Here is a 13,647-nt window from a genome sequence, read left to right as displayed (position 1 = left end):
ACATGCATTTAGTATGTATACACTGTAACAAGGAAAAATTGTTTTTTCAACCCCTTTATGAAAAAAACTCTGCCAAATTTTCTTGGCAGAGTCATTTTGGGCTATTTTTGATCCTTTTCAAGCTCTCGTAAGACATGAGGAACCTCTGGAATCACAAGTTTGGTCATGGCTAAACGAACGGCTCCGGTAGATCCCGGCGTGGCAAAGACAGCTTTTTGATTGACGACTCCTGCCGTTGCCCGGGACAAAATAGCGGCTGAACCTATGTCTTCTGTATAACTGAGCATGCGGAAGATTTCACCAAAACCAGGCAGTTCCTTGGAAAAAAGAGGGGTGATGGCTTCAATGGTCACATCCCTTGCGGCAATTCCTGTCCCGCCATTTAACAAGACCGCATCTATTTTCGCTTCGCTTGTTCCTTCCAGCACAGCGTCTTGAATGGCTCCAATATTATCTTTTACGATATCGTATGCAAGAACAAGATGTCCTTGTTCTTTGAGCAAATCGATCATCAGACGGCCGCTTTTGTCTGTTTCTTTCGTTCTTGTATCACTGACCGTAATGACTTTCACATAAAGCCTTTCTTTCGCCTCATGTTTATGTTCTGTCACGCTCATCTTTCGCACCGCTCCCTTTTGCTTCATATTGGACAACATTATAGCATGCTGCTTTTAACAGAAAAAAGCTCTTTTCCTTATTGGAAAAGAGCTTCTCAAACTTGATTACGCTAAACGCATAACGTCTCTTGCAATCATGACTTCTTCGTTTGTAGGGATGACGATCACTTTTACAGGAGAGTGCGGGTAGCTGATGAATGCTTCTTCGCCTCTCATGTTGTTTAGGGAAGGATCCCAGTAAACGCCCATGAATTCTAGACCACGAAGTACACGTGCTCTTACTTCTGAACTGTTTTCACCGATTCCAGCTGTGAAGATGATCGCATCTACGCCATTCATTCTTGCTGCATAAGAACCGATATATTTATGAATACGGCTCGCAAAAATATCAAGAGCAACTTCTGCACGGTCGTTTCCTTCTTCTGTTGCTTCTTCGATATCACGAAGATCACTTGACAGACCAGACACACCTAAAAGACCACTCTTCTTATTCAAAGTAGAAAGCACTTCTTCAGCAGTATGTCCTGTTTTTTCCATAATGAATGGAATAAGGGCAGGGTCAATGTTACCTGAACGTGTCCCCATTGCAACACCAGCAAGTGGTGTAAAGCCCATAGATGTATCGATTGATTTTCCGCCTTCAACTGCTGCGATACTCGCACCATTTCCAAGGTGGCAAGAAATCAGACGAAGCTCTTCTAGTGGACGGCCTAATAGCTCTGCTGCACGCTCTGTTACGAACTTGTGGCTTGTCCCGTGGAATCCGTATTTACGAATACCAAAGTTTTTGTAGTAGTCGTACGGAAGGCTGTATAGGTAAGACTGCTCTGGCATAGTTTGGTGGAATGCTGTATCGAACACAGCAACCGCTGGTACGTCAGGCAGAATTTGTTTGAAAGCTTTGATTCCTACAACGTTTGCAGGGTTGTGAAGTGGTGCAAGCTCTGAAAGCTGATCAATGTCATTGATCACTTCATCAGTTAAAAGAACAGAATCGCTGAATTTCTCTCCGCCGTGAACAACGCGGTGACCTACGCCATCAATTTCATTAAAGTCTTTGATGATGTGAAATTCAGTTAGTTTTTCAAGCAGCATTTTGACCGCTACTGCGTGATCTGGAATATCTGTCACTTCTGTTTTCTTTTCTCCATCTACAGAGATCGTGAAGATACTGTTGTCCATTCCGATTCTTTCAACAAGCCCTTTTGTTAAAACGGTTTCTTCTGGCATGTCGAACAATTGGAATTTAAGAGATGAGCTTCCTGCGTTGATTGCAATAATTTTGGACATTACTGTCGCTCCTTTTACTCAGTTGTTATATAAGGTTTCACGTTTTTTCCGGTGCTATATTCAACCTGTTTGACGGGTCTTTTATAGTTTAACGATAAGTCCGAAAAATATCTGACTTTTTCATTTAAACATTGAAAACTTTGCATTTCAAGTGCACCTTCAAACTGTTATCGCTTACATCAATAAGTCGTTATTTTCTGAATAGTAAAATAGCCAGAAATCACTCTGGCTATTCTTTCGTTTCTTTTTCTTCTATAAACCACTGGTCTAATTTTCTCATCACACCGACCATTGCTTCCTTCTGTGAGAAAGATGGAAGATTGGCAAACAGCATTCGTTTTGGTGCTTCCAGCCCTTCTTTTTTCTTTTGCATCACAAATAAGCTTTTGGCGTGTTTTTTATCCTTAAACATGGACACTGGCAGCTGAATTAACGCATTCATATACGCATGATCTTTGATGAAATCCTTTAATTGTACGCTCTCTTTTCCTTCAAACAAATCGTTTGGAATGATGAAGAATAAGAAGCCGCCTTCTTTTGTGTAGCGAAGGCTTTGTTCAATGAATAAATAATGGGCAAAGGCATGTCCTTCTTTTGCCTTTAATTCAAAGTCTGCTGCACGCTCATCATTTGGATAATAGCCGACTGGGAGACTGCATACAGTGACATCTGCTGGTGAGATCAGAAGCGGCTCAAGACTGTCTTGGTGGAAAAGCTCAACTTCTTTCTCCTCTAAATTCGCCTGGGCCCAAGCAATTTTAATGAGCACATCATCAATTTCAGACGCAAAGCCGCGTTTTGTTTCTGCAGTGAGATTATTTAAAACAGCAAGAAGTAAGTTTCCTGTTCCCGCTGCTGGATCAAAGACTACAAGCTCTTTTTGACCGTCTAAAAATTTGTTCACCAAATAACTGACAAACAGTCCAATCGTATCCGGTGTCATCTGGCGATTTGGATGAGAAATATCCTTTTGACCTTTCAATACGGCGAGCTGAAACGCTTTACGAATCTGCTCATGATCATAAGAAGCAAAATCTGCTTTCTCTATTAAATCCTTTAATAAACCGTTTCGATCATTTGCTTGGAAAAAGGCTTCTCCTGCTTCTGCCAATGCTTCAATATAGGAAATGCTCTGTTCCTTTTTTAATCGAATAGAAGCTGTATCGAGCAGTTCAAAAATAGTACTTACTTGATCTTTCTGCAATGCTTTTCTCTCCTCGCTTTGTTAAAAGCTATATGTTCTCATTGAAAAGAGCCCCAGGATGAAGCCGGAGCTCTTGTCGATGCTGCTTTTATAACAGTGATTTTGCAGCTTCAATGGCTTTTTCATAATTTGGGTGATTCGTTGCTTCACTTACGTATTCAGTGTAAACCACTTTTCCGTTAGGGTCTAATACGAAGACTGCGCGCGCCAATAAACGCAATTCTTTCATATACACTCCGAATGCTTCACCAAATGACATATCTCTGTGATCAGATAATGTTTCGACATTTTCAATTCCGTTTGCTCCGCACCAGCGTGCTTGTGCAAATGGAAGGTCTGCACTAATCGTATAAATATTGACCGGACCTAAATCCGATGCCTCTTCATTGAAACGTCTTGTTTGTGCGTCACACACACCTGTATCAATAGAAGGAATCACTGAGATGATCGTCACTTTTCCTGCTAAATCAGAAAGTGAAACTTCTCCAAGTGAGTTCGTTAATACCGTAAAATCAGGAGCCTGCTCGCCTACCTTTACTTCATTTCCTACAAGCGTGACAGGACTTCCTTTAAATGTGATCGATGCCAAAACAATTCCTCCCTTTTCAAATGTATGGTTCTATCATAGTAGAGAAAGCAAAAAACTGCAAAGCCTAATCGTCCATTTTGCAAAAAAAGTTAACTGCAGCGCAGCTAACTTTTTAAAGGTCTATGTCATCTAGTTTTCGTTCTTTGTGACGGTGCTCCCGCTCATCCTTCTTAAACATGTGCTGAAGACGTTCAATTGCTTGAGGAGCAGAATCCAATATTTTATCGAGCAGATGTGTGTGTTCATCCAAATGAAGCATTCGAACTCCATTTGTTCCTACAATTAAGAAGGCGATTGGTGTAATCGACACCCCGCCGCCGCTTCCGCCGCCAAATGGGAGTCTCGGCTCTTTTCGTTCCTGTTCATCAGAACGCTTTTCTTTCTTTTGGTTCCCGTTAAATTCACTGCCGCCGGCTGCAAATCCAAAACCAACCTTTGACACAGTGAGAATGACACTGCCGTCAGGGGTTTCGACTGGATCGCCGATGATTGTATTCACATCTATCATTTCTTTTAAGTTTTCCATCGCTGTCTTCATGAGACCTTGGATTGGATGATCTGCCATTTTCGGGTTCCTCCTTAAACAGATGATTCATTCTTCGTTGCTTGAAGAGAGGCGCTTTTTCTCGCCTTTCTCCCTTTTAACCAATGGACAAGTAAACGAATGGCTGCAAGCATAGCATGTCCAATACGAAAATAAGCTATACATGTAAACTGAGTCTGTGACACATTGTGCTGAAAGGCCGGAATGACTTCATATATCGGTTTATGCTTAAAGGTGAGATGCTCCTGCATAAAGGCAAGCAGTGCTCCTTTAACTGACCACACACCGCCGGCTGCTACACCTGTTAAAGCGGCGTCTTGAAAGCCGATCCATGTCGACCAGTGAAACGAGACAATCTTTACGTGGATGAAGAACTTGCGCATGATCCGGTTTAAATCGACAATCTCTTTTGTGATGCGCTCCATTTGATGAAGGATCTGCTTCATATCACGTTTTCCTACTTTTTTATGCATCGATTCTTTTTCGTGATCAGGCGTTTTGGCGCTCTTCATTTTCTTTTCACGAATATCAATCGTTTGGTCTTCTGGATTGACCCTCACCATCGGAATCTCTTTTTTGAGTCTGACCAATCCATATAAGGTGATGACCTTCAGTGCAATGTGGTCATTGTCGTTTGTATGCGAATAGTCCAGCGAAATGGTTACTTTCATGAAAATCAACAAGATCACAAGAAACAAAAACGCTGCGATCCAAACGTAAAGCACTGTGCTCACTTCCTCCATAACAAATGATGCTTCCCCTACGATTATGGCTCTCATTCTGGATTTTATACCCAATCAATAAAAAAGAGTTTGACCGGTACCCGGCCAAACTCCTCTGATTATACGTTTGATTCTGTTTTTTCATATAAATGTTCATGAACGACCACCGTATCGGCAAAGTAATCATGAACCCCTTGCTTTTTCGGTGAGAACCCAACGATAGCATAGAGAATAAAGATCGTATTAATGTAGCGTCCCACAATCTCTCTAAAGAAAATAACATCCCATGCCAGCTTCTTCTCAGGCTGAAGTGAGACCACTTTAATCCCAAATACCATCTTGCCAAGTGTTTGTTGAAAGATTTTCGTCATGATGGCGAAGTAAAGGAGGAATACAATCGTCGTTGTGACGGAAAACGGAGAAAACCATCCCCCTCCTTTGGACCAGCCAAACAGACTAAAGATTGGAGAAACCGTCAAATGGTTTACACCCCAGACGACGAGCCAATCAAGAATAAGTGCCCAAAATCTAATCCAAAAACCTGCAAACGCCTGTGCTTCAATTGAAGCGCGCTTCACAAAGGCCGGCTTCGATTCTTCCTCTTGGCTGCGGCTTTCGCTTACTTCATCGAATGTAGAATCCATCTATGATCCCTCCTTTATTTTGAATAGAGATACATCGGTTTAGACCCATTTGAGCCAGCCAGTGTTTCTTTTAAATTCAGAAAATCAATTTCGCTTTTAAAGAGCTTGCTTGCACTCATGTTGAAAAGAGAGTTCCAGCCAAAGCTTTGAGAATAGCTGACCACTGTTGCTCCTTTTAAGCCTTTTTCATTTTTCTTCATCGCTTTTAATGCATCTTCATAATACCCAAGCTCATCGACTAATCCGTTCGATTTTGCTTGTGTCCCGTCATATACTCGGCCGTCCGCAATTTTCTTGACTTCCTGTTTTGACATGCCGCGTCCTTCAGAGATCACTTTGACAAATCCTTCATAAGAGTTATCGACCATGCTTTGCATGATGTTGCGCTCATCTTTTGTCATATCACGGTTAGGAGACATGATATCTTTGAATTTCCCGCTCTTAATCGTTTCATATTTAATACCCAAATTATCTGCCAGCTTTGAATAATTCAAGCTTTGCATGATGACACCTAACGATCCTGTTAATGTTTCAGGTGAAGCAAAGATTTTCTTCGCTGGAGTTGACACGTAGTAGCCGCCTGAAGCTGCCATTGAACCCATAGATACGTAAATCGGCTTCTTCGCTTTTTTCACTTCTTCTAATTTTTTATGTATTTCAGCACTTTCATAGACACCGCCGCCAGGAGAGTTTACGCGCAGAAGTACACCTTTTACAGAAGCATCCTCTTTCGCTTTATCTAGTTCCTTGAGGAATGCACGATGATCATAACCTTCTCCGCCTAATAGGCTCGATGCGCCGCCATTATCTTGAATGGTTCCATTAATCTCAAGTACAGCAATCTTGCCTGCACCGCTGCCATTCTCTAGTACCTTCTCTTCTATTTCATCCCCGAATTGATAGCTCATTTTGTTGTCATTGAAGCTATCGAACAAGGCCATCGTGACACTAATCACAATTGAAAATCCGAAAACACCAAGTGCAATAATTAGTGCTACCCATCTTTTCGCATTCATCTTTTTCTCCTCCTTTTTATCTCACTTCATTCATACGAATGCCCACACGAAATGTTTCACAGGAATTGTGGTTTTTTTACATTTCATGTAGGCATATGATAGCACCTCTCTTAAATAACGATCAACTTTACGTCGTCTACTTAGACATGCGCATGACGAAAAATTGGCTTTTTTCTCCTCTCCCTGCACCTAATAGGCTAGATCTTCACCGCAACGAAACACCTAAACCATTCTTTCATGAGAAAACGGCTATTCAATTATGCTCAGGATTCAACCATTTCAAATCACTCACATCGACTCATTTCTCATAAAGCAATCCGATCATCAGGTGGTTCTTTCTAAAGTTTTTACTTTCATATGAAAAAAGTGTAAAATGTGAGCAAGGGTTTTCATGTAAGCCCTTTATCATTGAAAATTATTTTTGACAGCAAAGGGGAGAACGTCAATGACAGACAATCGTCGCAATGTATTTTTCTTTTACAAAAAAGATCATGAATTGGATGGACACATTTCTTCTCTCGAGAAGCTCGCTACCGATCAGGGTTTTCACGTCGTCAAGCGTGCAGAGGATGCCCACATTATTGCTTCAATTGGCGGGGATGGCACATTTCTTCAAGCAGTACGTAAAACAAACTTCCGGGATGACTGCTTGTATGTAGGGGTATCAAAATCAGAGAATACGCACCTATACTGCGATTTCTCGTTAGAACATTTTGATAAAATGATTGATGCCATGAATACTGAACAGCTTGAAGTGAGAAAATATCCGATCATCGATGTAAGCGTTGACAGCACAAACCAGTTCCATTGCTTAAATGAACTGTCGATCCGCTCCAGCATTATTAAAACATTTGTGATTGATGTGTATATAGATGATTTCCACTTTGAAACATTTAGAGGCGACGGCATGATTATTTCCACTCCGACTGGTTCAACGGCTTATAATAAATCCGTGAGCGGCGCCGTGGTTGATCCGATGCTTCCTTGTATGCAAGTCACAGAGCTTGCATCGCTGAATAATAACTCGTACCGTACATTAGGTGCTCCTTTCATCTTGAGCAGTGACCGCAAGCTGACGCTGAAGGTAGTGCAGGATGGAAACGATCATCCAATTATCGGGCTTGATAACGAAGCGCTCGGCACAAAACACGTCAAACAAATTGACATTGGCCTTTCAGGAAAAGTCATTAAAACGGTGAAATTAAAAGACAACTCTTACTGGGAAAAAGTAAAACGCAGATTCCTTTGAGAATTTGTCCGCGTGCTGAAAGCTCCTTTACGGGGCTTTTTTTTATGGCTTTTCATTCACCCTTATGGTTATGGTATGATGTCACAAGTATGAATGTACGAAAAGGAGAACACGATGACATTACAACATTTTGATCAATATCCATTAAGTGATGAATTGAAACAAGCGTTAGAAGCGCTTCACTTCCATACACCTACACCCGTTCAGCACGAGACATTATCCGTTGCTTTTTCAAAGCAGGATTTAATCGTCAAATCTCAGACTGGCAGCGGCAAGACTGCAGCCTATGGTCTGCCGATTTGTGAAATGGTTGATTGGGCTGAAAATAAACCTCAAGCCCTCATCCTCGTTCCAACACGGGAGCTCGCCATGCAGGTCAAACAAGACCTCACAAGCCTTGGGCGATTCAAACGAATCAAAGCCGCAGCCATTTATGGAAAAGCCTCTTTTCAAGCGCAGAAAGTAGAGCTTTCACAGAAAAACCATATTGTGTGCGGGACACCAGGCCGCATTTTGGATCACCTTGAGAAAGGCACCCTTTCTTTAGAAAATCTCAAATTTTTCGTGTTAGATGAAGCGGATGAAATGCTGAACATGGGATTTATCGATCAAGTCTCTTCTATTATTCAGTATCTGCCGCCAAAGCGCATGTCGATGCTGTTTTCAGCGACAATGTCTGATGACATGAAGAAATTGAGCGAACAGTTTTTACAATCACCAAAAGTCATTGAGATTGCACGTGAAGAAACGTCTGTACAGCAAATCACCCACACCGTGATTGAAACGGAAGAAGAATCGAAATTCTCTCTTTTACAGCGTACAATCGTCATTGAAAATCCAGATAGCTGCATTATTTTCTGTAATACACAAGACCGGGTGAATGAACTCACGATGAAGCTGGACGAATGGGATGTGCCCTGTGACAAAATTCATGGCGGCATGAGACAGGAAGACCGCTTTGATGTGATGGATGAATTTAAAAAAGGTGAATTCCGTTATCTGATCGCAACAGATATAGCAGCCCGGGGAATTGATGTCAGTGATATGACACATGTCATTCATTATGATCTTCCTTATGAAAAAGAGCGCTATATTCACCGGACTGGCAGAACAGGTAGAGCGGGGAAAAGCGGGAAAACGATTGCGTTTATGACAAAGAATGCAAAGCCGCTCATTGATGAATTAAAGCAGGATGCCGGCATAGACTTTCAAACTCAGCCTTATCCAACGAAAGAAGAAGCAGAAAAGCATGTAGAAAGCTTTGAAGAAAAGATTGAAACGCCTGTTCAAAAGGAAAATAAACAGGCAGGCGTTGAGAAGGATATTATGAAGCTTTATTTTAACGGTGGGAAGAAAAAGAAGCTGAGGGCTGTTGATTTCGTTGGGACCATTGCCAAAATAGAAGGCGTTGCCTTTGATGACATTGGGATTATTACAATTCAAGATACAAAAACATATGTCGATATTTTAAACGGCAAAGGCCCTCTTGTGCTGAATGCCATGCGCCACACTACCATTAAAGGCAAGCAGTTAAAAGTACATGAAGCTCGTTCATAAAAAGTGAAGGCCCAGCGCCTTTACTTTTTTTATTTATGATGAAATAAGCTCAAAAACCGTATCCCATCAGCCTTTTTGGTGACAAACATGACAAATGTCATATTGAATACATGATGGGTGCTACTATGAGCATGACACCTTTCCTTCTATACTTTGAAGTAGAAAGAAACGGAAAGGACTTGAACGTTCATGACGACTTCAACAAACACACAGCAGCAAGCCACTTTAAGAAAACAAGTTGGCCAATTCTCTGGTGCTAATTCGAAAAAAAGTATCATTCAACTCTTTAATACATTCATTCCATTTTTGGGGCTTTGGTTTCTTGCCTATTATAGCCTGAACATCTCCTACCTTTTAACCCTCTTCTTTGCGGTTATTGCAGCTGGTTTTTTAGTACGTGTCTTTATTATTTTTCACGACTGCTGCCATCAATCCTTTTTCAAACAGAAGCCGCTGAATCACCTGTTCGGTTTTTTAACGGGCGTACTCACCCTTTTCCCTTATCTTCAATGGCAAAGAGATCATTCAATTCACCATGCCACAAGTAGTAATTTAGACAAACGAGGTACTGGCGACATTTGGCTCCTGACAGTCAAAGAATATCAAGAAGCATCAGCATGGACGAAATTTCGCTACAGATTTTATCGTAACCCTTTTGTGATGTTTATTTTAGGTCCGATCTTTGTCTTTCTCTTAAAAAACCGTTTCAACGTCAAAAATGCTCGTAAAAAAGAGCGCTGGAACACGTATTTCACAAACGTGAGCATCATTGCGCTAGCAGCTGCAACGTGTCTTCTTTTTGGCTGGCAGGAGTTCCTGCTCGTCCAAGGTCCAATCTTCCTGATCTCAGGATCAATTGGTGTATGGCTGTTTTATGTTCAGCATACGTTTGAGGATTCTTACTTTGAAGCAGATGAACATTGGAATTATGTGCAGGCAGCGGTAGAAGGCAGTTCTTTTTACAAATTGCCAAAGCTTCTTCAGTGGTTAACAGGCAATATCGGTTATCACCATGTCCATCATTTAAGTCCGAGGGTACCGAATTATCACTTGGAGCATGCACATGATCATAGTGAGCCGCTTCAAAATGTTCCAACCATCACTTTAAAAACAAGTATTGAATCAATGAAATTTAGACTTTGGGATGAAGAAACGAAAGCATTCGTTACCTTTAAAGAAGCACGGCAATCTAAGAAGATGCCCGCACCTGTCATTAAAGGAGACATTCTAAAGAAAAATGCATAATTGGTGCAAGCTCTTTCTTACACTAGAAGGAGCTTGTTGTCATTTACAGGATGCAACCATAAGTTGAATTTGATAAAGTAAGGAAAAAGAACGAAAACGGAAAAGGTGGCACACGGATGAAAAAACAGTTTAAAATTCAAAAGTTGCATGGGATTTCTCCCTATATATGGGCCATTTTTTTCATCCTGCCCTTCTATTTTATCTTTAAGACACCTTCGACTTTAGGTATTGTGATCGGCATTATTTTGAACGTCGTCTTTTTCGCTGTGTATCGTTTTGCCTTTGTCGCAAAAGGCTGGTCTTTATATGTCTTCGGTCTTTTATTGATCGGTATTTCAACTGGTTATGTGATGCTCTACAGCTATATTTATTTCGCTTTTTGCATCGCCTATTTCAATGGGCATATTAAAAGAAAAGTACCTTTTTATATCTTATACTATATTCATCTAGGGAGCGCTGCTATAGCGGTGAACTTTAGTTTGATCTTAAAAAAGGGCTGGTTTCTCACACAAATTCCTCTTGTCGTGATCACCCTGATTAGTGCCATTCTTCTTCCTCTCAGCATTCGGAGCAGGAAGGAACGTGAACGGCTTGAGGAGAAATTAGAATATGCCAATGAGCGGATTGCTGATCTTGTGAAGCTTGAAGAAAGGCAGCGCATTGCACGCGACCTGCATGACACCCTTGGACAAAAGCTTTCTTTGATCGGGTTAAAAAGTGATCTTGCCCGTAAACTCGTATATAAAGACCCTGAACAGGCTCGTGCCGAACTCAAAAGCGTCCAGCAGACCGCCAGAACGTCTCTCAATGAAGTGCGGAAGATTGTTTCCTCCATGAAGGGCATCCGAATCAAAGAGGAAATGTCGAACATCGAGCAAATTCTCGATGCAGCTGGAATTGAATTGATCTATGATGAAAAGGAAGCACCGAAACACATCTCACTTCTGAACGAAAACATTGTGAGCATGTGCATCAAAGAGGCGGTGACAAATGTCGTCAAACATAGTGATGCAACGGTTTGCAAAATCACCATTCACCAAAAGTCAAAGGAAGCCATCATCACCGTTGAAGATGACGGAACATTTAAAGGTGACAATCCGCCCTCTCAAATGAAGGGTCACGGCCTTTTAGGAATAAGAGAAAGATTGGAATTTGCAAATGGACGCCTGCGTATTGAAACAAAAGACGGGACAAAGCTCATTATGAGCATTCCAAATGATTCAGCAGCAAAAGAAAAGGAGGGGATGAAATGATCAACATCTTTATCGCAGAAGATCAGCAAATGCTGCTTGGTGCACTCGGTTCACTTCTCGATTTAGAAGACGATATGACGGTTGTTGGAAAAGGGACGAATGGCCAAGATGCCATTGATTTTGCCAAAACACACCCTGTTGATATTTGCTTAATGGATATTGAAATGCCGGGAAAATCCGGACTTGATGCAGCGGAAGAGCTCAAAGGATCAGATGTGAAAATCATTATTTTAACGACCTTTGCCCGCTCCGGTTATTTCCAAAGGGCGCTAAAAGCGGGCGTCAGCGGCTACATGCTGAAAGACAGTCCAAGCGAGGAGCTGGCAAGTGCGATTCGCAGTGTGATGAAAGGGAAAAAGGTGTATGCCCCTGAATTGATGGAAGACTTATATAGTGATGAAAATCCTTTAACAGAGCGAGAGAAATCGGTCCTTGAACTCGTCGCAGACGGTAAAAACACAAAAGAAATTGCAAAAGAACTCAGCATCAAAAGCGGCACTGTCCGGAACTACATTTCCATTATTTTAGATAAGCTGGAAGTGAAAAACCGCATCGAGGCCATTACACGCTCAAAAGAAAAAGGCTGGTTTAAATAAGAAAAAAGATCAGGACACATGCTGCCTTGATCTTTTTTTATTGAAAATCCCCCCTTTATTTTTTATTACCAGCTATCAAAATGTCATTGACAACAGCCTACATTCCTATGATATGATATCCAAGTGATAATAATTATCATTATCACTAATACAACCAATATCCGGCTTATGTGCCGATTTCAAAGGAGTCTACATTCATGAAGAAAATATTGTTCCCTCTGATGCTCATCTTTGTACTTGCATTGAGCGCATGTGGCAATAGCAGCAGCTCTTCCTCAAATAAAGGAAATCAATCAGCATCATCAGACAAAATTACATATCAATCTGAAAATGGACCTGTGAAGCTGCCAGCGCATCCAAAACGTGTTGTTGTGCTCGGCTCTTACACAGGGAATGTCATGTCACTTGGTGTGAACCTTGTCGGCGTTGACTCTTGGTCCAAAAAGAATCCGCGTTTCCAAAAGGAATTGAAAAATGTGGAAGAAGTATCGGATACAAATGTAGAGAAAATCATGAAGCTAAAGCCTGATGTCATCATTGGCTTAAGCAATACTAAAAATGTAGAAAAACTCAAAAAAATCGCACCAACCGTTTTGTTTACGTATAACAAAGTTGATTACCTTCAGCAGCACATTGAAATTGGAAAAGTTTTAAACAAAGAAAAAGAAGCAAAAGCTTGGGTAAAAGATTTCAAAAAACGCGCAGCTGAAGCTGGAAAAGAAATCAAAGCAAAAATCGGTAAAGATGCAACAGTTTCTGTCTTTGAAAGTGGCACAAAAGATCTTTACGTTTTTGGAGATGCATGGGGCCGCGGAACAGAAATTCTCTATCAAGCAATGAAACTGAAAATGCCTGAGAAAGTGAAAGAAAAAGCATTAAAAGCCGGCTACTACGCGGTTTCACAGGAGGTCATTCCTGAATTTGCTGGAGACTATATGATCATTAGTAAAAACAGCGAAATGGACAATTCCTATCAAAACAGTGAAATTTACAAGTCCATCCCAGCTGTCAAAAAACATCGTGTGTATGAAGCCAATGCAGAGGAATTCTATTTTAATGACCCACTTACACTTGAATTCCAACTATCATTCTTTAAAAAGCACTTTTTAGGTAAATAAGCT

General features: G+C 41.2%; 14 protein-coding genes. 6 read left to right on the top strand and 8 right to left on the bottom strand.

Features of this window, described 5'->3' with window-relative positions:
• Positions 1–101: 101 nt before the first annotated feature.
• The 8 genes from AWT60_RS07720 to sppA all read right to left on the bottom strand — a co-directional run bounded on the left by AWT60_RS07720 (position 102) and on the right by sppA (position 6,626).
• Positions 102–617, bottom strand: a complete 516-nt coding sequence (locus AWT60_RS07720; protein ID WP_218677098.1) for a MogA/MoaB family molybdenum cofactor biosynthesis protein — start codon at positions 615–617, stop codon at positions 102–104.
• Positions 618–722: 105 nt separating this feature from the next.
• On the bottom strand, positions 723–1,907 hold the full coding sequence (locus AWT60_RS07715) for an acetate kinase (protein ID WP_024424808.1): 1,185 nt from the start codon (positions 1,905–1,907) through the stop codon (positions 723–725).
• A 229-nt stretch (positions 1,908–2,136) separates the two neighbouring features.
• A complete protein-coding gene (locus AWT60_RS07710; protein WP_034279615.1) occupies positions 2,137–3,111 on the bottom strand; it encodes a class I SAM-dependent methyltransferase in 975 nt (324 codons plus the stop codon).
• 88 nt (positions 3,112–3,199) lie between these two features.
• Positions 3,200–3,700, bottom strand: a complete 501-nt coding sequence (tpx, locus tag AWT60_RS07705) for a thiol peroxidase (protein WP_041107231.1) — start codon at positions 3,698–3,700, stop codon at positions 3,200–3,202.
• Between the two features lie 112 nt (positions 3,701–3,812).
• Complete coding sequence (gene ytfJ / locus AWT60_RS07700) at positions 3,813–4,265, bottom strand: GerW family sporulation protein (protein ID WP_007501733.1); 453 nt, start codon at positions 4,263–4,265, stop codon at positions 3,813–3,815.
• 14 nt (positions 4,266–4,279) lie between these two features.
• Positions 4,280–4,987, bottom strand: coding sequence for a DUF2953 domain-containing protein (locus AWT60_RS07695; RefSeq protein WP_075622034.1), 708 nt, complete (start codon positions 4,985–4,987; stop codon positions 4,280–4,282).
• Positions 4,988–5,085: 98 nt separating this feature from the next.
• Positions 5,086–5,610 (bottom strand): RDD family protein, encoded by a 525-nt coding sequence (locus AWT60_RS07690; protein WP_218677097.1) that lies wholly within the window; start codon positions 5,608–5,610, stop codon positions 5,086–5,088.
• 14 nt (positions 5,611–5,624) lie between these two features.
• Positions 5,625–6,626, bottom strand: coding sequence for a signal peptide peptidase SppA (gene sppA / locus AWT60_RS07685; RefSeq protein ID WP_024424813.1), 1,002 nt, complete (start codon positions 6,624–6,626; stop codon positions 5,625–5,627).
• A 445-nt stretch (positions 6,627–7,071) separates the two neighbouring features.
• Here sppA and AWT60_RS07680 point away from each other — a divergent pair, with 445 nt between their 5' ends.
• From AWT60_RS07680 to AWT60_RS07655, 6 genes are all read left to right on the top strand, one after another.
• A complete protein-coding gene (locus AWT60_RS07680; protein ID WP_024424814.1) occupies positions 7,072–7,875 on the top strand; it encodes an NAD kinase in 804 nt (267 codons plus the stop codon).
• 114 nt (positions 7,876–7,989) lie between these two features.
• Complete coding sequence (locus AWT60_RS07675; protein ID WP_087976533.1) at positions 7,990–9,432, top strand: DEAD/DEAH box helicase; 1,443 nt, start codon at positions 7,990–7,992, stop codon at positions 9,430–9,432.
• Positions 9,433–9,621: 189 nt separating this feature from the next.
• Positions 9,622–10,677 carry a Delta(5) desaturase DesA gene (gene desA / locus AWT60_RS07670; RefSeq protein WP_041107238.1) on the top strand — a complete coding sequence of 352 codons (1,056 nt, stop codon included), beginning with the start codon at positions 9,622–9,624 and terminating at the stop codon, positions 10,675–10,677.
• Between the two features lie 116 nt (positions 10,678–10,793).
• Complete coding sequence (locus AWT60_RS07665; RefSeq protein WP_075622032.1) at positions 10,794–11,930, top strand: sensor histidine kinase; 1,137 nt, start codon at positions 10,794–10,796, stop codon at positions 11,928–11,930.
• Positions 11,927–12,526: a response regulator transcription factor gene (locus AWT60_RS07660; protein WP_024424818.1), complete on the top strand. Its 600-nt coding sequence runs from the start codon at positions 11,927–11,929 to the stop codon at positions 12,524–12,526. The genes AWT60_RS07665 and AWT60_RS07660 overlap by 4 nt, the downstream gene beginning before the upstream one ends.
• A 197-nt stretch (positions 12,527–12,723) precedes the next feature.
• Complete coding sequence (locus tag AWT60_RS07655) at positions 12,724–13,644, top strand: iron-hydroxamate ABC transporter substrate-binding protein (RefSeq protein ID WP_041107242.1); 921 nt, start codon at positions 12,724–12,726, stop codon at positions 13,642–13,644.
• Positions 13,645–13,647 lie beyond the last annotated feature (3 nt).

The organism is Bacillus sp. F2HM (assembly GCF_019266135.1).
In the GTDB taxonomy this organism is placed as follows: domain Bacteria; phylum Bacillota; class Bacilli; order Bacillales; family Bacillaceae; genus Bacillus; species Bacillus safensis.
The sequence above is the reverse complement of the archived record's forward strand: the minus strand, read 5'-3'. Positions and strand labels throughout refer to the sequence as shown.